This is a genomic window from Ruegeria sp. BF6 (assembly GCF_056538665.1).
This window is the reverse complement of the sequence record NZ_JBQFTN010000004.1, coordinates 15,584-36,530: the sequence shown is the minus strand read 5'-3', so window position 1 is coordinate 36,530 and position 20,947 is coordinate 15,584. Positions and strand designations below refer to the sequence as shown.

The 20,947-nt window shown below is 59.2% G+C and carries 22 protein-coding genes and 1 tRNA gene; 18 read left to right on the top strand and 5 right to left on the bottom strand.

The window, feature by feature from the left end; translation table 11 throughout:
• Nucleotides 1-70: 70 nt before the first annotated feature.
• Nucleotides 71-493 carry an excalibur calcium-binding domain-containing protein gene (locus ACR0IM_RS12760; protein ID WP_480641854.1) on the top strand — a complete coding sequence of 141 codons (423 nt, stop codon included), beginning with the start codon at nucleotides 71-73 and terminating at the stop codon, nucleotides 491-493.
• A gap of 58 nt (nucleotides 494-551) precedes the next feature.
• The gene (locus ACR0IM_RS12755; RefSeq protein WP_480682144.1) at nucleotides 552-905 is read left to right on the top strand and encodes an MmcQ/YjbR family DNA-binding protein; all 354 of its coding nucleotides are present in this window, start codon (nucleotides 552-554) and stop codon (nucleotides 903-905) included.
• On the opposite strand, the gene ACR0IM_RS12750 is transcribed toward ACR0IM_RS12755, so the two are convergent.
• The gene (locus ACR0IM_RS12750) at nucleotides 902-1,609 is read right to left on the bottom strand and encodes an ORF6N domain-containing protein (protein ID WP_480682143.1); all 708 of its coding nucleotides are present in this window, start codon (nucleotides 1,607-1,609) and stop codon (nucleotides 902-904) included. The genes ACR0IM_RS12755 and ACR0IM_RS12750 overlap by 4 nt on opposite strands.
• A 223-nt stretch (nucleotides 1,610-1,832) precedes the next feature.
• On the opposite strand from ACR0IM_RS12750, the gene ACR0IM_RS12745 reads away from it, so the two are divergent.
• Together ACR0IM_RS12745 and ACR0IM_RS12740 are read left to right on the top strand one after the other, a co-directional pair.
• Nucleotides 1,833-2,123 carry a hypothetical protein gene (locus tag ACR0IM_RS12745; RefSeq protein WP_170679349.1) on the top strand — a complete coding sequence of 97 codons (291 nt, stop codon included), beginning with the start codon at nucleotides 1,833-1,835 and terminating at the stop codon, nucleotides 2,121-2,123.
• 651 nt (nucleotides 2,124-2,774) lie between these two features.
• Entirely contained in the window at nucleotides 2,775-3,104 is a 330-nt protein-coding gene (locus tag ACR0IM_RS12740) for a GIY-YIG nuclease family protein (RefSeq protein ID WP_480682142.1), read from the top strand.
• A 43-nt stretch (nucleotides 3,105-3,147) separates the two neighbouring features.
• Here ACR0IM_RS12740 and uvrB read toward each other — a convergent pair whose 3' ends face one another.
• Nucleotides 3,148-5,334 (bottom strand): excinuclease ABC subunit UvrB, encoded by a 2,187-nt coding sequence (uvrB, locus tag ACR0IM_RS12735; RefSeq protein ID WP_480682140.1) that lies wholly within the window; start codon nucleotides 5,332-5,334, stop codon nucleotides 3,148-3,150.
• A gap of 153 nt (nucleotides 5,335-5,487) precedes the next feature.
• Here uvrB and ACR0IM_RS12730 point away from each other — a divergent pair, with 153 nt between their 5' ends.
• The 13 genes from ACR0IM_RS12730 to ACR0IM_RS12670 all read left to right on the top strand — a co-directional run bounded on the left by ACR0IM_RS12730 (nucleotide 5,488) and on the right by ACR0IM_RS12670 (nucleotide 17,028).
• Nucleotides 5,488-5,799 (top strand): ETC complex I subunit, encoded by a 312-nt coding sequence (locus ACR0IM_RS12730; protein WP_480596520.1) that lies wholly within the window; start codon nucleotides 5,488-5,490, stop codon nucleotides 5,797-5,799.
• The gene (locus ACR0IM_RS12725) at nucleotides 5,753-6,277 is read left to right on the top strand and encodes a GNAT family N-acetyltransferase (RefSeq protein ID WP_480682138.1); all 525 of its coding nucleotides are present in this window, start codon (nucleotides 5,753-5,755) and stop codon (nucleotides 6,275-6,277) included. The genes ACR0IM_RS12730 and ACR0IM_RS12725 overlap by 47 nt, the downstream gene beginning before the upstream one ends.
• A 21-nt stretch (nucleotides 6,278-6,298) precedes the next feature.
• A tRNA-Arg gene (locus tag ACR0IM_RS12720) sits at nucleotides 6,299-6,375 on the top strand.
• 138 nt (nucleotides 6,376-6,513) lie between these two features.
• On the top strand, nucleotides 6,514-7,527 hold the full coding sequence (gene iolG, locus ACR0IM_RS12715; protein WP_480596516.1) for an inositol 2-dehydrogenase: 1,014 nt from the start codon (nucleotides 6,514-6,516) through the stop codon (nucleotides 7,525-7,527).
• 122 nt (nucleotides 7,528-7,649) lie between these two features.
• Nucleotides 7,650-8,570 carry a sugar ABC transporter substrate-binding protein gene (locus tag ACR0IM_RS12710; protein ID WP_480596514.1) on the top strand — a complete coding sequence of 307 codons (921 nt, stop codon included), beginning with the start codon at nucleotides 7,650-7,652 and terminating at the stop codon, nucleotides 8,568-8,570.
• Nucleotides 8,571-8,637: 67 nt separating this feature from the next.
• Nucleotides 8,638-9,744, top strand: a complete 1,107-nt coding sequence (locus ACR0IM_RS12705) for an ABC transporter permease (RefSeq protein ID WP_480596512.1) — start codon at nucleotides 8,638-8,640, stop codon at nucleotides 9,742-9,744.
• Between the two features lies 1 nt (nucleotide 9,745).
• Entirely contained in the window at nucleotides 9,746-10,564 is an 819-nt protein-coding gene (locus tag ACR0IM_RS12700) for an ATP-binding cassette domain-containing protein (RefSeq protein ID WP_480596510.1), read from the top strand.
• A 91-nt stretch (nucleotides 10,565-10,655) separates the two neighbouring features.
• On the top strand, nucleotides 10,656-12,488 hold the full coding sequence (gene iolD / locus ACR0IM_RS12695) for a 3D-(3,5/4)-trihydroxycyclohexane-1,2-dione acylhydrolase (decyclizing) (protein WP_480682137.1): 1,833 nt from the start codon (nucleotides 10,656-10,658) through the stop codon (nucleotides 12,486-12,488).
• Complete coding sequence (gene iolE, locus ACR0IM_RS12690; RefSeq protein WP_480682136.1) at nucleotides 12,485-13,384, top strand: myo-inosose-2 dehydratase; 900 nt, start codon at nucleotides 12,485-12,487, stop codon at nucleotides 13,382-13,384. Before iolD ends, iolE begins: the two co-directional genes overlap by 4 nt.
• A 48-nt stretch (nucleotides 13,385-13,432) precedes the next feature.
• Nucleotides 13,433-14,614: a phytanoyl-CoA dioxygenase family protein gene (locus tag ACR0IM_RS12685; protein WP_480682134.1), complete on the top strand. Its 1,182-nt coding sequence runs from the start codon at nucleotides 13,433-13,435 to the stop codon at nucleotides 14,612-14,614.
• 48 nt (nucleotides 14,615-14,662) lie between these two features.
• Complete coding sequence (gene iolB / locus ACR0IM_RS12680) at nucleotides 14,663-15,469, top strand: 5-deoxy-glucuronate isomerase (protein ID WP_480682133.1); 807 nt, start codon at nucleotides 14,663-14,665, stop codon at nucleotides 15,467-15,469.
• Nucleotides 15,466-16,224: an SDR family NAD(P)-dependent oxidoreductase gene (locus tag ACR0IM_RS12675; protein ID WP_480596498.1), complete on the top strand. Its 759-nt coding sequence runs from the start codon at nucleotides 15,466-15,468 to the stop codon at nucleotides 16,222-16,224. Before iolB ends, ACR0IM_RS12675 begins: the two co-directional genes overlap by 4 nt.
• Before the next feature lie 24 nt (nucleotides 16,225-16,248).
• The gene (locus ACR0IM_RS12670) at nucleotides 16,249-17,028 is read left to right on the top strand and encodes a TIM barrel protein (protein WP_480682132.1); all 780 of its coding nucleotides are present in this window, start codon (nucleotides 16,249-16,251) and stop codon (nucleotides 17,026-17,028) included.
• 4 nt (nucleotides 17,029-17,032) lie between these two features.
• Here the strand turns inward: ACR0IM_RS12670 and ACR0IM_RS12665 are convergent, their stop codons facing one another.
• From ACR0IM_RS12665 to iolC, 3 genes are read right to left on the bottom strand one after another with little or no spacing between them, the layout of a single operon-like run.
• On the bottom strand, nucleotides 17,033-17,872 hold the full coding sequence (locus ACR0IM_RS12665; protein WP_480682131.1) for a class II fructose-bisphosphate aldolase: 840 nt from the start codon (nucleotides 17,870-17,872) through the stop codon (nucleotides 17,033-17,035).
• Nucleotides 17,869-18,705: a 5-deoxy-glucuronate isomerase gene (locus tag ACR0IM_RS12660; RefSeq protein WP_480641864.1), complete on the bottom strand. Its 837-nt coding sequence runs from the start codon at nucleotides 18,703-18,705 to the stop codon at nucleotides 17,869-17,871. Before ACR0IM_RS12660 ends, ACR0IM_RS12665 begins: the two co-directional genes overlap by 4 nt.
• 9 nt (nucleotides 18,706-18,714) lie before the next feature.
• Nucleotides 18,715-19,695 (bottom strand): 5-dehydro-2-deoxygluconokinase, encoded by a 981-nt coding sequence (iolC, locus tag ACR0IM_RS12655; RefSeq protein ID WP_480682130.1) that lies wholly within the window; start codon nucleotides 19,693-19,695, stop codon nucleotides 18,715-18,717.
• 113 nt (nucleotides 19,696-19,808) lie between these two features.
• Here iolC and ACR0IM_RS12650 point away from each other — a divergent pair, with 113 nt between their 5' ends.
• Nucleotides 19,809-20,912 (top strand): Gfo/Idh/MocA family protein, encoded by a 1,104-nt coding sequence (locus ACR0IM_RS12650; protein WP_480596488.1) that lies wholly within the window; start codon nucleotides 19,809-19,811, stop codon nucleotides 20,910-20,912.
• Nucleotides 20,913-20,947: the final 35 nt, after the last annotated feature.

The window sequence follows — 20,947 nt, the reverse complement described above, 5'->3', positions numbered from 1 at the left end:
CGGTGCGAGGCCTTGTTGCCGGTTGTGCCCGGGCCTCGGTTTCGCCACAAATCCGGGTTAGGTGAAGGATATGCCAGTCGACAAGCCCAAGCTAGAAACAGATACGATAATCCCCAAGGTATCGAGGCGCCAGAAACGTGCAGACGCCTTGCGCAAACGCGCTTTGTCTCCGGTTCGGATACTGATCATGGTACTCATGCTGCCGTTGACGACACTGAGTATTGTTGTGGCCGTTTACCTGCGCACATCCGGCTTTGAACGTGAAGAGGCCCTGATCCATCTGATTGCCCTGGCTGGGTGTGATGCAGTTGAATCGGTTGTGCCGGGGCCGTTTCTGGTCGGAGGGCCAGGGTATCATCCCCGCAACGATCCCGATGGCGATGGGGTTGCCTGCGAAACCATCGCGCCCACCCCGGTTTCCGACACGGTTCCGCAACAGGCTGGCGCGCGCCCATCACGAACGGTTGGAACCGCCAAGTTTGTGCGGCCGTGATCGGCTGATTGCTGCGTCGGCGCTTGCATAATTTTGATCTGTCGCCAAAGTTGGGGCCATGACCCGTATTGAATTCAACGCCTTCTGCGCCAGCTTCAAAGCCACCAACCACGTGGTGCAATGGGGCAATGCGGATGTGTGGAAAGTGGGTGGCAAGGTTTTTGCGATCTGCGGCTGGAACGACGGGCGCGACGCGTTCACCTTCAAGGCAACCGATCTGGCGTTTGAGGTGCTGGGCGATGAGCCCGGCATCCGCCCAGCGCCTTATCTGGCATCGCGCGGGATGAAATGGTTGCAGGTCTATGAAGAACGCGGCATGAGCGATGCCTCATTGCGTGAGCATATCGTGACGTCCTATGATCTGGTCGTGGCCAAGCTGACCAAGAAGATGCGGGCCGAGCTGGGGGTTTAACCCTTCATCGCGTGCAGCAATTCCAGCAGTCGTTTGCGGTCGTCATCATCGGTGTAGTCACCGGTTGCCAACCGCTCGGCGATGCTCAGACGCAGGCGTTCCTGTTGGGTGCGCACCTCTTCCCCGGCTGTTTCGGCCAGGGTCTTCATGATCATCGCTACGGCCTGTTGCCGTTTGGTGGTGGGGTTGGCGATGTAGTCGACCAGACTCTGCTGGCCGGAATCGAGGATGTTTTCGGCCAGATCGCGCAGTTGCTCGCCATTGGGCAGCAGCGGGGCGGGGGCATTCTCGGGCGGCAGAATTTCCGGCACGCTGCGCGGGGTTTCGGCCAGAGCGTTTGCACCATCAACAAAGGCCTCGGTGATCATCCGGGTGATCTTGATCGCGCGCGGGTCCTTGAACAGGGCCGAGGCGATGGCCACACCGTAATCCGTATAGACCCACGGGTTGACCCGCCGCCCGCCGCGCCCCTTGGGTTTTGAAATCACATTCTGTGATTGCAAATCGGCGACCTCGGTATCGGTCAGCTGAAAGCGATAGCCCTCGAACAGGTCCTTGTTGCGCGAGACCGCCTGATTGAAAGCGCTGACGGATTTTCCGTAGAACTGTGCCAGATCCTCGGCCAGCACCACACGGGTGCCGCGCACCCGGTGAATGGCGCTTTTGACCTCATGTGTGCTGGGCAGGGTGTTCGGGTTCGTCATGGCAACCGTCTGGAATCACAATTTGTGATTTCAAAAGTGAAGCAGCGGGCGCTGGGCTGCAACCTTGAAGTGTCAGCCGCCCGGATGCGGTCAGGCGTCTAGTTGAAAACGCCCACAAATCCCTCGTATCAATGCGAGATTTCGCGCTGTCGTGCTAGGGTGCGCGCGGCGAGGCCGCTCCGGCCCGCCACATGGCAATTTCGCCAGACGAGGGAGGAAAGTGATGTTTGCGCGAATTACTCAATACAAAATGAAGCCTGGCACGCGGGAGGCGGCAACGGCGAAAATGAGTGCATTGAAATCCGAAATCATGGGTATGCCCGGGATGCACTGCTTTACCAACGTGATGAACGAGGACGGTTCGGGCTATGTGATCTCGGTCGTCGAGAGCGAGGCGACCTCGAACGCAAACGCGCCCAAAGTGGCCGAACTGTGGGGCCATTTCGCCGAATTCATGGAAGGTCCGCCCTCACCGGTGGGATACGATGTGATTGCGCATTGGGATAAGGGGTAAAGGTTTGGGCGGGGTGGACCCGCCCTACTTTTTTGGAAAGAACGACGCTTTGGACCTCATGCGTGCTGGGCAGAGTGTTCGGGTTCGTCATGGCAACCGTTTGGACTCACAATTTGTGATTTCAAACGTGGAGGAGAGGGCGCTGGGCTGCAAGTTTGAAGTGTGAGTGATGTATGGAGCCAGACGGAAAAGAGGCGCATGGGATCGAAATTTAGAAAGGGAAAATTGCTGCATCGAAAAGGGAAATCAAGAAAGCTACTGCTCAAAAGGTCATGCTGTAAGTTGTATGGTTGTGGATAACTCTGTCGATATGTTGTGCCTAAATGCCGGTTATCCACAAGTAAACGCATTGACTGTCCCAATATATAGGGGTAACAATTGGGAAAACTACGATGGATTGCGTATCTTCCGGACTTATAGCGGAGTCAGGGAGAAAATTGTCATTTTGTAGTTGACGCTAATGAGATTCAGCGACACGCTTGTAGTACCACCGGAATCAGTACGCCGCCAAAGCTGGCGGGCTTTGACGGCGCTTCACTCCGGTCCGCGTACCTTGGACGGTCGCAGCGGTATGTCGAGTGCAATTTGAGTTATGCAACTCAAAACGACGAGGTCAAGCGACCGTTCTCATTTTTTGAGAAAGGGCGTGTAATGACGCTGATCAAACAAAACACAATCACGTGGCAAGGCCAATCAGGCAAATCCTATAAGTATTGGGTTTATAAGCTGCCTCCGAACTTTGTTGCCAAGCCAGGCAACTACATATTTGCCAAGGAAGTATCTCCTGGCAGATACCGACCTGTCTACATTGGTCAAACGTCGGACTTGAGCGAAAGGTTCGACAACCACCACAAGATGGATTGCATCCGTAGGAACGGTGCAACCCACATTCATGCTCATACAAATGAAAGCGGTGAGCAGGCCCGATTGGTGGAGGAAAGGGATTTAGTCGCCAAATGGCAGCCTAGTTGCAACGGCTAAAAATCAGGACTCCCTGAAGCAATCGTGACTGGGAGTCCTTTTTTTACCGCTTCCGTCGCTTCACATTCCCACCCCGCTGGCCCGGCCGTCCAGCCGTTGAGCGTCCGCGCGATTTCACTACGTCTTCTGAGGCTTTCTCGACCGCCCATTGGCGCGCCATGGGGTCGTTGGCGATGGCGAGATCGACCGCTTCAAGACGTTTGATCTCATCCCGGATGTTGGCGGCCTCTTCGAATTCCAGGTTCTCGGCGGCTTTGCGCATCTGATCGCGCAGCCCGTCCAGATGGGCCTCAAGGTTTGCGCCGTGCATCGGTTTGTCGATGGTGGCGGTGACGCGGTTCATGTCCACATCGCCTTCGTAGAGACCGGCCAGAACGTCCTCGACATTCTTTTTCACCGTCTCAGGCGTGATGCCGTGTTCCTCGTTATAGGCGAGCTGTTTGGCGCGGCGGCGGTTGGTTTCACCCAAAGCGCGCTCCATGCTGCCGGTGATCTTGTCGGCATACATGATCACGCGCCCATCAGCGTTCCGCGCGGCGCGGCCGATGGTCTGTATCAGCGAGGTTTCCGAGCGCAGGAAACCCTCTTTATCCGCGTCCAGAATGGCGACCAGCCCGCATTCGGGGATGTCGAGCCCTTCACGCAGCAGGTTGATGCCGACCAGTACGTCGAAGGCCCCCAGACGCAGGTCACGCAGGATTTCGATGCGTTCCAGCGTGTCGATATCCGAGTGCATGTAGCGGACCTTGATGCCCTGTTCGTGCAAGTATTCGGTCAGGTCCTCGGCCATGCGTTTGGTCAGCGTGGTGACCAGCGTGCGATAGCCATTGGCCGAGACCTTGCGTACCTCGTCCAGCAGGTCGTCGACCTGCATGGATACCGGGCGGATTTCGACCTCGGGGTCCAGCAGGCCGGTGGGGCGGATCACCTGTTCGGTGAAGACGCCGCCGGTCTGTTCGATTTCCCACTTGGCGGGGGTGGCCGAGACGAAGACCGATTGCGGGCGCATGGCGTCCCATTCCTCGAACTTGAGGGGCCGGTTATCCATGCAGGACGGCAGGCGGAAGCCGTGTTCGGCCAGCGTGAACTTGCGCCGATAGTCGCCCCGGTACATGCCGCCGATTTGCGGCACGCTGACGTGGGATTCGTCGGCAAAGACGATCGCATTGTCGGGGATGAATTCGAACAGGGTCGGGGGCGGCTCGCCGGGTGCGCGGCCGGTCAGATAGCGCGAGTAGTTCTCGATCCCGTTGCAGACGCCGGTGGCCTCAAGCATCTCAAGGTCAAAGTTGGTGCGCTGTTCCAGACGCTGTGCTTCCAGGAGTTTGCCTTCGCCGACGAGTTGATCCAACCGGATGCGCAGTTCTTTTTTGATGCCGATGATCGCCTGGTTCATCGTCGGCTTCGGCGTCACATAATGCGAGTTCGCATAAACGCGCACCTGTTCCATCGTCGCGGCGCGTTCGCCAGTCAGCGGGTCGAACTCGGTGATCGTTTCCAATTCCTCACCGAAGAACGAGAGCTTCCAGGCGCGATCCTCAAGGTGGGCGGGCCAGATTTCCAGGGAATCGCCCCGAACCCGGAACGACCCACGTTGAAACGCCTGATCGTTGCGCCGGTATTGCTGGGCCACCAGATCGGCCATCACCTGCCGCTGGTCGTATTCGTTGCCGACCTTCAGATCCTGGGTCATTGCCCCGTAGGTTTCGACCGAACCGATACCGTAGATGCACGACACCGAGGCCACGATGATCACGTCGTCCCGCTCCAACAGCGCCCGCGTGGCCGAGTGGCGCATCCGGTCGATCTGTTCGTTGATCTGCGATTCTTTCTCGATATAGGTGTCCGACCGCGCGACATAGGCCTCGGGCTGGTAGTAGTCATAGTAGGATACGAAGTATTCGACCGAGTTTTCGGGGAAGAAGCCTTTAAACTCGCCATACAACTGCGCTGCCAGCGTCTTGTTGGGCGCAAGGATGATGGCAGGTCGCTGGGTTTCCTCGATCACCTTGGCCATGGTGAAGGTCTTGCCCGTCCCGGTCGCGCCCAGCAGAACCTGATCGCGTTCACCGTCCTGCACGCCGCCGGTCAGTTCCTTGATCGCGGTCGGCTGGTCGCCCGCCGGCGAAAACTCGGTATGCATGACGAAGGATTTGCCGCCTTCCAGTTTCAGGCGGGCGCGGACGTCTTCGGCAGTCAGCTGGGTCTTGTCGGAATGAGCGTAAGCCATCAGGGGAGATTCCTTTCGCGCCTGATTTTGATCTGTTTTTGTTCTTGTTCAAGGGGGCAATTTCAAAGCCTTAAATTGCGACAATTGCGGACTTGTCCGCGCCGCGCGTCTGGCGCATAAACACCCCTAGCCAAGTGAGTACGGAGAGGCGACATGCGCGCACGGATTTACCAGCCTGCTAGGAATGCGATGACCTCGGGTATGGCCAAGACCCGCAAGTGGGTTCTGGAATACGCCCCCGCGTCGTCGCGCGAGGTTGATCCGCTGATGGGCTGGACCTCATCCAATGACACGCAGACCCAGATACGCCTGAAGTTCGACACCAAGGAAGAGGCGCTGGATTACGCCAAGGACAATGGTATCGACGCGCAGGTGAGCGAACCGCACAAGCGCAAACCCAACCTGCGCGCCCGTGGCTATGGCGAAAACTTCGCCACCGACCGGCGTGGTCCTTGGACCCACTGAGTTGATCGACATTCGCGAGGCTGATCCAACCTTGGATGTATTGCGACCGGTGGTCGAGGCGCATTTTGCCCATAGCAAAACGGCCGGTCCCGCGGAAAGCAACCACACCATGGATGCCGAGGCGCTGGCCGGGCCGGGGATTCGGTTCTGGGCCATGTACAAAGCCGACCAGCCAGTTGGGTGCGGTGCGCTCAAGGCGTTGCCGGATGGTACCGCCGAGGTGAAATCGGTGCATGTTCTGGCGCGGGCGCGTGGGCGAGGTCTGGCGCGCAAAATGATGGTCCATCTTGCGGATCTGGCCAGAACAGAAGGGGTTACAGCGCTGGTTCTGGAAACCGGCGCGGCACATCTACCGGAATATGATGCGGCCCGCAAACTCTATGAGGCGCTTGGATATTCCTATTGCGAGCCGATCTACGGATACGAGACCGACCCAAACAGCGCCTTCATGCGCTTGGGTCTTGAACCCCGCCCGTAAAAACCGCAAGAAGGGCGCAGCGGTCCCGTAGCTCAACTGGATAGAGCAGCTGACTTCTAATCAGCAGGTTGAGGGTTCGAGTCCTTCCGGGATCGCCAGTTATCTTAATAGCAGCCTACCGCACCATCGCAGAACTCGAGTGGTTTGGCGTTGCGGACTCTTTGCATCAAAAAAATATTGCAACCGGTTGCAAAAAGCAACATTGTAACGCCAAGTTAAAGAATCGGGAGAGCCACATGCTGAGAATCGGACTGCTTGGCGCCGGGCGCATTGGTCGGGTACACGCACAGGCCATTGCCGCGCATCCTCAAAGTCAGCTTTGTGCGGTTTCCGACGCGATTTCCGAAGCTGCTGAAAGCCTTGCCGCGGAACAGGGGGCAACGGCACGCGAATCTCAGGAGATTATCGCGGACCAATCAATTGATGCAGTGCTGATTGCGACGCCGACAGACACCCATTCTGAACTGATCGAAGCCGCCACAGAGGCTGGTAAGGCGGTTCTGTGCGAAAAACCCGTTGACCTCAGCCTTGAACGGGCGCTGGCGTGTCAGGCGGTTGCGGCGGAAACCGGCCAGCCGGTAATGGTCGGGTTCAACCGCCGGTTTGACCCCAGCTTCACGACCCTGAAGTCGGCCGCAGACAACGGCGAAATCGGCACGACCGAGATGCTGTCGATCACCTCTTTCGATCCGGCCCCGCCGCCGATCAGTTATGTCAAGGTATCTGGCGGTCTGTTCCGGGACATGATGATCCATGATTTCGACATGGCGAATTACCTGATGGGTCGGCTGCCCGAACGGATTACTGCTGTAGGTTCCTCGATCGTTGACCCCGAGATCGGACGCGCTGGGGATGTGGATACTGCTGTGGTTACAATGATTTATGCCGATGGTCAGATCGTGGTGATCAAGAATTCGCGGCGGGCGGTCTATGGCTATGATCAGCGGATCGAGATGCTGGGTTCGGGCGGGTTGCTGCAAGCCCATAACATTCTGGAAAACGCTGTGGTCAAATCGACGGCCGATGGCGTCACAGGCGCCAAGCCGACCTATTTTTTTCTGGAACGTTACATGCCCGCCTATCGCGCGGAATGGGATGCCTTCGTTCAGGCCGTGCTGACCGATTCGGCGATGCCGGTGACGCTGGAGGATGGCGTTGCAGCCCTGGCAATGGCCGAGGCCGCGACCCGGTCCGCTCAGTCTGGGCAGGCGGTCGAACTGGCCGAGGTTTTGAAACCGGTTGCAAAATGACCCGATATCTAGAAACTGGGGCAAGCTCCGCCAGTTATCGGAGCGGAGGAGATTCGGTGGATCCGAATGATTGGGGCTGAAGCCCCGGCAAAAGACAGACTGTTCTTATGGGAGGAGACCAAATGAATAAGTTCGTAAAAGGCGCATTGGCTGCCGGTGCATTGGCTTTGGCTACCCCTGCATTTGCGCAGGAAATCGTAGTTGTGTCGCACGGTCAGGCAAATGACGCGTTCTGGAACGTCGTCAAGAACGGCGTCGAACAGGCGGGTAAGGATGTCGGCGTCAACGTCGAATACCGCGCGCCCGAGACTTTCGATATGGTGGCCATGTCGCAACTGATCGATGCTGCCGTGAACCAGGAGCCTGACGGGCTGATCGTTTCGATTCCCGACGCAGACGCGCTTGGCCCGTCAATCGAACGTGCGGTCGCGGCCGGTATTCCGGTGATCTCGATCAACTCGGGGTCAGATGTTTCCAAGGATCTGGGCGCACTCCTGCATGTTGGTCAGGATGAATTCGACGCGGGTAAAGCCGCCGGTGAGGCACTGGCCTCGATGGGCGGCGAAACCGCGATTTGTGTGAACCACGAGGTTGGCAACGTCGCACTTGACCTGCGCTGCGCGGGCTTCGCCGAAGGTTTCGGCGGCAATGTCGAAGTGCTGCCGACATCAAACGATCCGTCGGAAATCGAGTCGAAAGTCGCCGCTGCTTTGGCCGCGAACGAAGATGTAGACACTGTCATGGCATTGGGTGCCAGCTCGGCCGGTGAACCGACAGTGGAAGCTGTCAAAGCATCGGGGCGTGACGTGAACGTGGCCTCGTTCGACCTGTCGGCCAACTTCCTGCAGTCGATTGCAGACGGTGACGCGGCCTTTGCCATCGACCAGCAGCAATATCTGCAGGGTTATCTGGCGGTGAACTTCATGGGCCTGCACGCCAAATACGGCCTGATGCCGGGTGGCAACGTACCTTCCGGCCCGAACCTGGTAACTCAGGAAAAGGCCGCTCAGGTGATCGACCTGTCATCGCAGGGCATTCGCTGACCCGAACGGGACAGAGACAAAAGAAACGGCGCTGCGTGCGCCGTTTCAACCAAATTGGGAGGGAAACATGAGTCAGTCAGCGCAAGTTGCAGCGGACGAAAGAGTCAAAAGCGAACCGTTTTTGACCAAGCTAATGAAACGCCCCGAACTTGGTGCGATGGCAGGTGTCGTCCTTGTGGTCATCTTCTTTGCGATCACCGCAGATGAATCGATGTTCACTCTTGCCGGAGTGATGAACTTCATGACGCCTGCGGCGCAATTGGGTATCCTAGCCATCGGGGCCGCTTTGCTCATGATTGGCGGCGAGTTTGACTTGTCCATCGGTTCGATGGTGGCGTTTTCCGGCCTGTTCTTCGGCGTCTGCGTGGTGACTTGGCAGCTGCCGCTGGTCGCCGCGATCCCGATGACGTTTGTTTTTGCGGCAATGGTCGGCGCGATCAACGGCAATATCGTGATCCGCTCGGGCCTGCCGTCATTTATCGTGACGCTGGCGTTTCTGTTCATCCTGCGAGGGTTGTCTCTGGTCGGTCTGAAAATGGCGACCAGCGGGTCGACCCAACTGCGCGGCGTGCGTGACGCGACCGAAAATGACTGGCTGGCGCCGGTTTTCTCGGGCGAGGCCTTTGGCAGCCTGTTCGCCTGGCTGGCCGAGAAGGGCGCGATCGATACCTTCAAGAGCGGTGCGCCCAAGGTGCCAGGTATCCCGGTCGAAATCCTGTGGTTCATCGTGATGGCGCTGGCTGCAACATATGTACTGCTGCGCACCCCGGCAGGGAACTGGATCTTTGCCTCGGGCGGCGACAAGACGGCGGCGTCCAACTCGGGTGTTCCGGTGAACCGCGTCAAAGTCTCTCTGTTTATGCTGACGGCCTGCTGCGCTGCGTTGGTGGCGATCATCACGGTGATGGACGCGGGTTCAACCGATGCACGGCGGGGCTTCCAGAAGGAATTTGAGGCGATCATCGCAGCCGTGATCGGGGGCTGTCTGCTGACCGGTGGCTATGGCTCGGCTATCGGGGCGTTCTTCGGTTCGATCATCTTTGGCATGGTTGTCATCGGCTTGACCTATACCGACTTCGATCAGGACTGGTTCCAGGTCTTCCTGGGCGCCATGCTGCTGATCGCCGTTCTGTTCAACAACGCGATCCGTAAACGCGTAACCGGGGAGCGCTGATATGACCGAAGATACCAAGTTCCACCACGGCGATGCGACCGACGCGGCGCCCATCGTTGAAATGAAAGACATCGAAAAGCACTTTGGCAACATTATTGCTTTGGCTGGTGTCAGCTTTGATGTCAAACCGGGTGAATGCCACTGCTTGCTGGGCGACAACGGTGCGGGCAAATCGACCTTCATCAAGACCATGTCCGGGGTGCACAAACCCACCAAGGGCGAGATCTTTTTCGAAGGCAAGCCGCTGCATTTCGACACCCCGCGTGATGCGATGGAGGCGGGCATTGCGACCGTGTTCCAGGACCTTGCGATGATCCCGCTGATGAGCGTGACGCGGAACTTCTTCATGGGGCGCGAGCCAACCAAAGGAAAGGGTCTGCTCAAGCGGTTCGATGTTGACCAGGCCAATGACGTCTGCATGGAAGAGATGCGCAAGATGGGCATCAATCTGCGCGGACCGGATCAGGCAGTCGGTACGCTTTCCGGCGGCGAGCGGCAGACCGTTGCGATTGCACGCGCGGTTTATTTCGGTGCTAAAATCCTGATCCTGGACGAACCGACCTCGGCCTTGGGTGTGCGCCAAACGTCGAATGTTCTGGCGACCATTGACCGAGTGCGCAGCCAGGGCGTTGGCGTTGTCTTCATCAGCCACAACGTGCGCCATGCGCTGGCGGTGGGCGATCGGTTTACCGTGCTGAACCGGGGCAAGACTCTGGGCACCGCAAAACGGGGCGAAATCACGCCCGAGGAACTGCAGGACCTTATGGCAGGCGGTCAGGAAATGGCCGAACTGGAAGGGTCTTTGGGCGGTACGGTTTAACACCGTTCCTCCCTCCCTCAGGGGCCAGAGGCCCAACAACTATCGAAATTGCGGAATTGGCCGAAATGGCCTTGTGTTGAAAGGGATCACAATGGACAAAACAGTCCGACTGACCGCAGCGCAAGCTTTGGTGCGCTATCTGGGCGCGCAGATGAACGAAGCCGGAGAGCCGTTCATCGCTGGGGTCTGGGCCATATTTGGCCATGGTAACGTGGCAGGATTGGGCGAGGCGTTGCACGCCGTAAAAGACAGCCTTCCCACCTATCGCGGCCATAACGAGCAGACCATGGCGCACAGTGCGATTGCTTATGCCAAGCAGATGCGTCGTACGCGGACCATGGCCGTCACGTCCTCGATCGGGCCGGGCGCCACGAACATGGTGACTGCAGCGGCGCTGGCGCATGTGAACCGCCTGCCGGTTCTGATCATCCCCGGTGACGTGTTCGCCACCCGCGGTCCTGACCCGGTGTTGCAGCAGATCGAGAGCTTTGGCGACGGTACAATCAGCGCCAATGATTGCTTCAAACCGGTCAGCCGCTATTTCGACCGCATTTCCCGACCCGAGCACCTGCTGACCGCATTGCCGCGCGCCTTCCGGACCATGACCGACCCGTCTGATTGCGGACCGGTGACGTTGGCCTTTTGTCAGGACGTGCAGGCCGAGGCCTATGACTATCCCCAAAGCTTCTTTGAGCCGCGCGTCTGGTATCAGCGCCGCATTCGCCCGGATGAGGGTGAACTGGCCCGTGCGGTCGCTGCGATCAAAGCCGCCAAAAACCCGGTCATCGTCGCTGGCGGAGGTGTGCACTATTCGGGCGCAACCGATGCGTTACAGAGCTTTGTCGAAACGCATAACATTCCCATAGCCGAGACACAGGCCGGTAAGTCCGCGCTAGCCTGGGATCACCCGTTGAACCTTGGTCCCATCGGCGTGACCGGTGGCGAACCCGCCAACGACATTTGCGCCAAGGCCGATCTGGTGTTGGGCGTCGGGACGCGCTTTCAGGACTTCACCACCGGCTCGTGGGGTTTGTTCTCGAACTCCGAGCGAGAGTTGATCAGCCTGAACACAGCCGCTTATGACGCCGAGAAACACGGCGCGATGCCACTGCAATCCGACGCCCGTGTCGGGCTTGAGGAACTGGGCATTGCTCTGCAGGGATATCGCGCCGGCCCTGTGGCCGACACGCTGAAGGCCGATTGGTTCGGCAAGGTCGACAAGCTGACCGACGCGCCCGGCGACGGCAACGCGCTGCCGACCGATATGCAGGTGATTGGCGCGGTTCAGCGTGCCGCGCATGACGATACGGTTGTGATGTGTGCAGCAGGTACCATGCCTGGTGAGCTGCACAAACTGTGGAAAGCGCCCCGCCCCGGGGCCTATCACATGGAATACGGCTTCAGTTGCATGGGGTACGAGATCGCGGGCGCCATGGGTATCAAGATGGCCCAGCCGGAGCGCGACGTGATCTGCTTTACCGGCGACGGCACCTATATGATGGCGAACTCGGAAATGGCTTCGGCCGCGATGATGGGCATTTCCTTCACCGTCGTTATTACCGACAACCGCGGTTTTGGCTGCATCAACCGGCTGCAGATGGGTACCGGTGGGGCCGAGTTCAACAACCTGCTGGATCACACGGTCCACAACACGCCCTCGGCCATCGACTTTGCTGCGCACGCGGCGGCGATGGGGGCAACTTCGGTCAAAGTCAACTCGATTGCCGAGCTTGAGGACGCTTTAACCAAACGCGGTGACATCAAGGGTCCGTATGTGGTGGTTATCGACACCGATCCCTACCCATCCACCGAATTTGGCGGCACGTGGTGGGAAGTGGCCGTGCCCGAGGTCAGCATCCGCCCCGAAGTGAATGAAAAACGTGCGGCCTATGAGGTCGCACTCAAGGAAAGAAACACCAAATGAGCGTGAAAATCGGTATCTCGCCCATCGCCTGGCAGAATGACGACCTGCCGGACCTGACGGCGGCCTATACCATGGAGCAGGCGCTGAAAGAGGCGCGCGAGATCGGCTATACCGGTGTCGAACGCGGCCAGCGGATGCCCAGCGACACCGAAGGGCTGCGCGCCTATCTGGACGGCAACGATATCGCGCTCTGTGGCGGCTGGTGCTCGGGCAACACGCTGGTCAACAACTTCGCGGCCGAACGTGAAGCCGTGCGCGAACAGGTCGAGCAGTTCGTGGCGCTAAACAGCCCCTGCATCGTCTATGCCGAGTGTTCCAACACCGTACAGGGTCAGATCGGAACGCCGGTCAATGACCGTCCCAAGCTGTCGAAGGATGAGGTTCTGGGCTACGCTGGAAAGCTCACCGAACTGGCGAAATGGATGGCCGATCAGGGCATGCCGATGGCCTATCACCACCACATGGGCACGATCATCGAAAGCGAGGATGACGTGAACTGGCTGATGGAAGGATCGGGCCCCGAGGTAAAGCTGTGCTTTGACACCGGCCACCTGCTGTTTGGTGGTGGCGATGTGATGGCGACCCTCAACCGCTGGGGCGACCGGGTACATCACGTGCATTTCAAGGATATCCGCCCGCCCATCGTGCACGATACGCTTGAGAACAATCGCAGCTTCCTTGATGCAGTGATTGCCGGTGCCTTCACCGTGCCTAGCGATGGCTGCATTGATTTCCAGGCGGTCGCGAACGCGCTCAAGGCGATGGAATACGACGGCTGGATCGTGGTCGAGGCCGAACAGGACCCTGCCAAGGCACCGCCCTATGAGTATTCCAAGAAGGGTTATGACCACATCGTCGATGTCTGCGAGCAGGCAGGGTTGCAGATCACTGCGTAACGACCGCCCATAGGCGCAACACCGTAAGCCATGAGAAGGGAGCATGTCATGGTGCATCAAGACCTCGGATATGTCGGCTATTTCGACCGAGAATCCTGCGATCTGGATGAATTCAAGGTGTTGACCTCTCAGAACCTTTCGGCCGATGCGGTGCCCCATGCCGCGTCGGTTGAAAAGAACGTACCTGTCTACGACATGCAGGCGCTGCGCCCGGTGCTAGAGCAGACGGACAAGCGTCAGGCTTTGTTGGCGGAATGGGGCTGGGTTTTGAGTAAGTCAGCTGGGGTGATTGCCCTGAAAGGGGCCTATTCGGATACCTCCGTGATCGACCGGGCTACAGAGGTATTCCGCCAGATCATCGATGAGGAACGGCGAAGCGGGGCAGGTGAAGGTGATCACTTCGCCGCCTCGGGTGCGAATGACCGGGTTTGGAATGCGCTGCAAAAGCAATGCCTGTGCGACCCGGAAGGCTTTGCACTGTATTTTGGGAACACCGCGATTGCGGCCGCCTGCGAGGCGTGGTTGGGCCCCAACTATCAAATGACCGCGCAAGTCAATCAGGTACGCCCCGGAGGCAAGGCACAGCAAGCGCACAGGGACTACCACCTGGGTTTCCAAAGCGCCGACAGCGCCGCGCGGTATCCCGCCCATGCCCATCACCTGACCGCTGCGCTGACCCTGCAAGGGGCTGTTGCCCATTGTGACATGCCGGTGGAAAGTGGCCCGACAAAACTGCTGCCGTTCTCGCAGCTCTATTCATCCGGCTATCTGGCATTTCACGATCCCGCGCATCAGGACCATTTCGAAGACAACTATGTTCAGTTGCCTCTGTCAAAAGGGGACGCGGTGTTCTTCAACCCGGCGCTGTTCCACTCTGCCGGAGAAAATAGCAGCGCCGATATCGACCGCATGGCGAACCTGCTGCAAATCTCGTCGGCCTTCGGGCGCGCGATGGAAGCGGTGGATCGTCGTGCCATGTCGCAGGCCGTGTTCCCCCATCTGATCGCGTTGAAACAGCGTGGAGATCTGGCCCAGTCGGAACTGGATGCGGCGATTGCGGCCACCGCAGAAGGCTATCCTTTCCCGACCAATCTGGACACGGACCCCCCGATCGGGGGCAATGCGCCGGAAAGCCAGGCGGATGTCCTGCGCCGGGCGGTCACAGAGGGCTGGACCGAGGCGCAACTGGTCGAGGCGCTCTCGGCCCTGAAGGCAAGGCAAGCTGCCTGAGACAACATAGGGGTGAGCTGTTCGCCCGCCCATCAAGGAGACGACACCATGGCAGACCTGCTCAAGAAACCGTTCGGGACCCGCGGCAAGGTCCACGATATCACTCCGGCCAGTGCAGGGTGGCGCTATGTCGGTTTCGGCCTTTATCATCTGCGTGCAGGTGACAAAGCCGCCGAGGCCACGGGCGACCGCGAGGTCATCTTGGTCATGGTCGAAGGCAAGGCGCAGATCACCGGGGCCGGGCAGAATTGGGGCGTTCTGGGCGACCGTTTGGACGTTTTTGAAAAGTCACCGCCGCATTGTCTGTACCTGCCCAACGGAACCGAGTGGGAAGCTGTCGCCGAAACTGATTGCGTCATCGCCGTCTGCTCGGCCCCCGGCAAAGGCGGGCATCAGGCCCGGCGCATCGGCCCTGACGGCATTACCCTGACCGAGCGCGGCAAGGGCGTGAACACGCGTCATATAAACAATATCGCGATGGAGAACGAGGACTATGCCGACAGCCTGCTGGTGACCGAGGTGTTCACGCCGAATGGCCACTGGTCGTCTTATCCCAGCCACCGCCATGACGAGGATGATTATCCCCGGATCACTTATCTGGAGGAGACCTATTACCACCGCCTCAACCCGGCAACCGGGTTTGGTATCCAGCGAGTTTATACCGATGACGGCCAGTTGGACGAGACGATGGCCGTGTCCGATGGCGATGTTGTGACCGTCCCGCGCGGCCATCACCCTTGCGGTGCGCCCTATGGGTTTGAGATGTACTATCTGAATGTCATGGCCGGACCGTTGCGGAAATGGCGTTTTGTTGCGGCCCCCGAGGTCGAATGGATCATGGAGCGTGACGGATGACCCGAGACTTTGCCACCTATCCCAGTCTGAACGGCAAGACCGTTTTCATCACCGGCGGGGCAGGGGGAATTGGTGCAGAAACAGTCCGAGCCTTCGCGGCCCAAGGGGCCAAGGTCGGGATTCTTGATATTGACGCGGACGCGGGGCACGCGCTGTTGGCGCAGGTGGACGGCGAACACGTCTTCGCCCAATGCGACTTGCGCGATGTCGAAGCGTTGCGTATCGCATTGGCAGAGTTGACGGACGAACTTGGTGCGGCTCATGTCCTGGTCAATAACGCTGCGCGTGACGACCGGCATGACTGGCGCGAGGTGACGCCGGACTACTGGGACGAGCGTATGGCGACCAATATCCGACACATGTTCTTTGCCATCCAATCTGTCGCGCCAGCGATGATCGAACGGGGCGGTGGGGCCATCGTCAACCTCGGCTCAAACTCATGGTGGGAGGCCGGCGCGGGCTTCCCGGCCTATGCCACCGCAAAATCGGCCGTGCATGGCCTGACCCGCACGATGGCGCGCGAACTGGGAGATCACCGTATTCGCGTGAACACGGTAGTGCCCGGTTGGATCATGACCGAGCGCCAGAAGGACCTCTGGGTTACGCCCGAAGCACTGGCCAAGCAGGTCGACCGCCAATGCCTGCCGGACCCGATTGATCCGGTCTACGTGGCGCGGATGGTGCTGTTTTTGGCCTCTGACGATGCTGCCATGTGCAGCGCGGGGAATTTCATGGTCGAAGGCGGGTCGATCTGATCGTCCCATATTCTGAGGTTTAGGATGTCCCAACCATTCCAATTGGCAGCCTGTGCCGAAATGCTTTGGCCGGATAAGCCAATCGATTGGCGCGCCGCTCGCCTGACGGAAATGGGGTTCAGTGTGGGTCTGTGGAACTGGCCTGAGTGGGATCTCGATAAACTCGAACGCGTCGGCGCGAATTTCACGATCATGAACGGCTATCTCGAAGGCCGTCTTGCGGATGACGAAGGCGCAGATATGTTGCTGAAATCTGCGCGCGAAACAGTGCAGATCGGCAAACGTTTGGGTGTGGATCGTCTAAACTTGCACGGTACAGGGCTGGGTGATGGCGGTATTCCAATCTGGCAGCACGAATCTGTCACGGGGAAAATGTGGCTAAAAGCGCGGGATACGCTGAGCCGAATTTGCGATCTGGCTGAGGAAGAAGGTGTAGTATTCACGCTGGAGAACCTGAACCTGCTGGACCATCCCGGTTGTCCGTTCGGATCGACAGCGGATGTATTGGATTTGGTCTCAGCTATTGATCGCCCTCAATTGCGCATTAATCTCGACCTGTATCACACGCAGATCGGAGAGGGTGACCTGATCCGCTGGTGCGAAAAATGCTTGCCTTGGATTGGAGAAGTTCAGGTTGCTGACAATCCGGGCCGGTGCGAGCCGGGATCGGGCGAGATCAATTTCGCGGCGGTTGCACAGGCGTTGAATGATATGGGTTACCGTGGGGCAGTCGGAATGGAAGCCTTTGCGGCAGGCGACCCGGAAGTGGCGCTAACGGCTTTCCGGGATTCTTTTACGCTCTAGCGGCTTATCTTTGCGGCGGCGCTCCGAAAGCGCGAATGACAACACGGGCCGCAGCTTCGACCGGGTCGTGGGTCTCTTTCAGGATGGTGACGCGGTCGAACCTGTTGGGGTCGCGGTTCACTGCCTCGCGCAGCGCTGCACCGAAGGCCATGCGAAGCTCGGTTCCGATGTTGAACTTGCAGATCGAGGTCTCGCGGGCGAGACGCTTGCGCTGCTCGACCGGCACGCCGGACCCGCCATGGATCACCAGCGGCACTTCGGTCATGGCGTCGATCTGGCGGATGCGGTCCTCGTCCAGACCGCCCTCTTTGTTTTGCTGCAGATGGACGTTGCCGACCGAGATGGCCATCGCATCCACGCCGCTTTCCCGCGCGAACTGCGCCGCCTCGGCCGGGTCGGTGCCGTTTGAGCCTTCACCGCCGGAATAGCCGACAAAACCGATCTCACCTTCGCAGGAAATCCCGGCCGCGTGGGCCATCTCGGCTATTGCAGCGGTTTCGTCGATGTTTTGCTGCAGCGGTTTGCGCGAGCCGTCGAACATCAGCGACGTGTACCCGCTGTCGAGCGCGATTTTGCACTCCTCAAACGTATAACCGTGGTCCAGATGGGCCACCACGGGGACCGAGGCATTCTCGGCCAAGTGGCGGAACATCTTTCCCAGAACAGGCAGAGGCGTGTGTTCGCGGCAGCTAGGGCCGGCCTGCAGGATCACGGGCGCGTTTTCGGCCTCGGCTGCGGCCACATAGGCGCGCATATCCTCCCAGCCCAGCGTTACCAGCCCACCGATGGCGTAGCCTTGTTCATACGCGGGGGTCAGGACGTCTTTCAGTGTGACGAGGGTCATTTGAATTTCGCGATCATGTCTTTGATGCCCGGAATGGTCTCGATCTGATAGGCATGTGTCGGTTGGAAATACTGCACCAGCGAGCGCTGGCTGAGACCGCCGAGGATGGTGAAATAGTACATCTCGTATCCCGGCAAAACGCAGCAGGGGTGGTAGCCTTTGTCGATGCAGATCGTTGAGCCATCGACGATGTGATAGGCATCGCCGGACTCGTTGTCCTCACGCTGCAACATCTGCAGACCCGAACCCCAGTTGGGTTTGAAGCGGAAGTTGTAGGTCTCGTCGTGGCGGCTTTCATCCGGCAGACGGTTGGTGTCGTGCTTGTGGCTGGGGAAGCCGGACCAGCCGCCCTGACCCACCGTGAACAGCTCACTGACCAGCAGGCGGCCCACCTTGTCATGCTGTTTCTGACCGAGGATGTGCTTGATCTTGCGATGGGTTTTGGTGTCGTCGCTGCCGTATTGCACAAGGTCATGCTGGCGGACGTCGAAAGGATCCAGCACCTTGTCGTATTTGGCCCCAGCGATAAACACTTCGGCCTCGTCCGAGACGCAGACCATCTGGGCCTTGGCTCCGACGGGGACATAGACACCCTCGGGCTCGCCATCCCACACGTCTTCGCCCCGGTTGCCGAGCTTGGGGAACTGCATGCCTTCGACATCTACATCCACGCTACCGGTGGCAGGGGCGATGCAGGTTTCATACCCCGGCACCTGATATTCGAACGCCTCACCCTTTTTCAGTTTGACGATGTTGAAATAGTTCAGCGGCACCGTCGGGTCGTCGGCGTCGACGATGGGTTTGTTCTGATTGTCATAGGGCGCGATATGCATGGGAGCCTCCTATGTGATCGGGCCGGGGTGGGTGGCGAGGAATGCGTCCAGTTGCTGCGTTGTTGGCATCGCCTGGGCGCAACCGGGTTGTGATACAACGATCGAGGCACAGGCCGACCCGCGCATGACCGCGTCTTTCAGCGAATGCCCCGCCGCGATTGACGCCAGCAGGCCGGCCATGAAACTGTCGCCCGCGCCGTTGGGTTTGACGGCGGTGACAGGGTAGATACCGGTGCGGATCTCCTGACCGTCCGCCAGCGTCACCGCGCCCTGTTCACCTTTCTTGTAGATGACAATTCGGCCCGGTTTTTCCGCCAGTTCCTTGGCCTTGGCGAAACCCTTTTCGATACCCCCGGCCATGAAACCGAACTCTTCGTCATTGCCGACGATCAGGTCACTGGCCTCTCCGGCGAGCGACAGGACGTCGGCGGCCACCTCGGGCGAGGGCCAGCTATAGGGGCGGTAATCAATGTCGAAAATTACGGGCAACGCGGCTGCGCGGGCGTTTTCGAAAGCGCGGAAGGTGGCGCTGCGCGAGGGTTCGGCGGCAAAGACGGTGCCCGCCGAGATCACGGCGGAGAAGGTGGAATAGTCGACCTTGTCCATGTCCTCTTCAGTGACCTGAAAATCGACGGCCCCGTTGCGATAGATGACGTTCTGGAAATTCTCGATTCGGCTTTCATAAACGGCCAGCGACATGCGGTATTCACCGCCAACGACACGTATATTGGACGTGTCGACGCCATAGTGGCGCAGGCGATTAAGGCAGAATCGCCCAATGGCATCATCCGAGACCGAGGTGACCAGCGACGCCTGACTACCCAACTTGACCAGACCTGCACAGATATTGGCCGACGATCCGCCCAGATCGGCGTGGAACGTATCAGCATCTTCGCTTTTGGCGCCAATGGGATCGGCGAACATGTCCATGCCCGCACGCCCCAACACGGCGAACCGGTTTCCTTTGATACCGTCTATCAAAGCGCTCACGTCATGTTCCTCCGGCAAGCTGGGGTCGGCAAAGTTTGGACCTTGCGTTGAATCGATTCACACGATACTCATTTTGCAACCGGTTGCAAATGATATGTTCGGAGCCGCGACAGATGCCTGAAATCGGAATTGGAATTGTTGGCGGTGGCTATATGGGCAAGGCCCATTCCGTTGCCATGTCGGCGGTGGGTGCAGTGTTCAACACGGCACTTCGCCCGCGTCTTGAGATGATCTGCGCCTCAAGCCCCGAAAGCGCCGAACGGTATCGGGCGGCGTACGGATTCCGCCGCGCGACCGAGGACTGGCGGGTGCTGGTCAACGACCCGGCGGTCGAGGCTGTAGTGATCGCCTCACCCCAGAACACCCACCGCCAGATCGCCGAAGCGTCCTTTGCCTTGGGTAAGCCGGTGCTGTGCGAAAAGCCGCTTGGCGCGTCGATGCAGGATGGAGCAGCCATGGTAGCGGCCGCCGAGGCGGCCGGTGTCACCAACATGGTCGGCTTCAACTATGCCCGCACCCCCGCCACGCAATACGCGCGAAAACTGATTGCAGAGGGTGAGCTGGGAGACATCACCTGGTTCCGCGGCGAGCATACTGAAGATTTTTATGCCGACCCCGAGGCCCCGGCCACCTGGCGCACAACCGGCATGGCAAACGGCACGATGGGCGATCTGGCGCCGCACATGATCAATGGCGCGCTGGCGCTGATGGGGCCGATTGCCGAGGTTATGGCCGAGGTCGAGACCGTTCACCACTCCCGCCCCGGCGGCATGGTGGACAATGATGATCACGCGCAGATCATGTGCCGGTTCGAAAATGGTGCGATGGGCAATATCTATGTCAGCCGCGTCGCGACGGGCCGCAAGATGGGCTACGCCTATGAGATTTCTGGCACAAAGGGCGCGCTGCGTTTTGATCAGGAGGACCAGAACGCTCTGTGGTTCTATCGCCGCGAAGGCCCCGAGGCGCAGCGCGGCTTCACCAAGATCCTGACCGGTCCGGCGCATCCGGATTACGAACCCTTTTGCCAAGGTCCGGGCCACGGCACCGGTTATCAGGACCAGATCATCATTGAGGCCAAGGATTTCCTGCAGGCGATCCATACCGGGCAGCCCATCTGGCCCACCTTCCACGACGGGCACGAGGTTAACCTTGTCGTCGCCGCGGCGCTGGCGTCCTCCCGGCAACGGCAATGGCAAAACATCCGCGATTTCTGATCGCGAACGGCAAAACACTTAAGAGAGACAAATAC

Bases quoted from the DNA above. Each gene is read 5' to 3' on its own strand.
- ACR0IM_RS12705 (WP_480596512.1), top strand. From the start codon at position 8,638: ATGAGTCAGTCAGCGCAAGTTGCAGCGGACGAAAGAGTCAAAAGCGAA.
- ACR0IM_RS12675 (WP_480596498.1), top strand. From the start codon at position 15,466: ATGACCCGAGACTTTGCCACCTATCCCAGTCTGAACGGCAAGACCGTT.
- ACR0IM_RS12710 (WP_480596514.1), top strand. From the start codon at position 7,650: ATGAATAAGTTCGTAAAAGGCGCATTGGCTGCCGGTGCATTGGCTTTG.
- ACR0IM_RS12740 (WP_480682142.1), top strand. From the start codon at position 2,775: ATGACGCTGATCAAACAAAACACAATCACGTGGCAAGGCCAATCAGGC.
- iolD (WP_480682137.1), top strand. From the start codon at position 10,656: ATGGACAAAACAGTCCGACTGACCGCAGCGCAAGCTTTGGTGCGCTAT.
- iolG (WP_480596516.1), top strand. From the start codon at position 6,514: ATGCTGAGAATCGGACTGCTTGGCGCCGGGCGCATTGGTCGGGTACAC.
- ACR0IM_RS12745 (WP_170679349.1), top strand. From the start codon at position 1,833: ATGTTTGCGCGAATTACTCAATACAAAATGAAGCCTGGCACGCGGGAG.
- ACR0IM_RS12725 (WP_480682138.1), top strand. From the start codon at position 5,753: ATGGCGAAAACTTCGCCACCGACCGGCGTGGTCCTTGGACCCACTGAG.
- ACR0IM_RS12750 (WP_480682143.1), bottom strand. From the start codon at position 1,609: ATGACGAACCCGAACACCCTGCCCAGCACACATGAGGTCAAAAGCGCC.
- ACR0IM_RS12670 (WP_480682132.1), top strand. From the start codon at position 16,249: ATGTCCCAACCATTCCAATTGGCAGCCTGTGCCGAAATGCTTTGGCCG.
- uvrB (WP_480682140.1), bottom strand. From the start codon at position 5,334: ATGGCTTACGCTCATTCCGACAAGACCCAGCTGACTGCCGAAGACGTC.
- ACR0IM_RS12700 (WP_480596510.1), top strand. From the start codon at position 9,746: ATGACCGAAGATACCAAGTTCCACCACGGCGATGCGACCGACGCGGCG.
- ACR0IM_RS12660 (WP_480641864.1), bottom strand. From the start codon at position 18,705: ATGCATATCGCGCCCTATGACAATCAGAACAAACCCATCGTCGACGCC.
- ACR0IM_RS12760 (WP_480641854.1), top strand. From the start codon at position 71: ATGCCAGTCGACAAGCCCAAGCTAGAAACAGATACGATAATCCCCAAG.
- iolB (WP_480682133.1), top strand. From the start codon at position 14,663: ATGGCAGACCTGCTCAAGAAACCGTTCGGGACCCGCGGCAAGGTCCAC.
- ACR0IM_RS12650 (WP_480596488.1), top strand. From the start codon at position 19,809: ATGCCTGAAATCGGAATTGGAATTGTTGGCGGTGGCTATATGGGCAAG.
- ACR0IM_RS12685 (WP_480682134.1), top strand. From the start codon at position 13,433: ATGGTGCATCAAGACCTCGGATATGTCGGCTATTTCGACCGAGAATCC.
- iolE (WP_480682136.1), top strand. From the start codon at position 12,485: ATGAGCGTGAAAATCGGTATCTCGCCCATCGCCTGGCAGAATGACGAC.
- ACR0IM_RS12665 (WP_480682131.1), bottom strand. From the start codon at position 17,872: ATGACCCTCGTCACACTGAAAGACGTCCTGACCCCCGCGTATGAACAA.
- ACR0IM_RS12755 (WP_480682144.1), top strand. From the start codon at position 552: ATGACCCGTATTGAATTCAACGCCTTCTGCGCCAGCTTCAAAGCCACC.
- ACR0IM_RS12730 (WP_480596520.1), top strand. From the start codon at position 5,488: ATGCGCGCACGGATTTACCAGCCTGCTAGGAATGCGATGACCTCGGGT.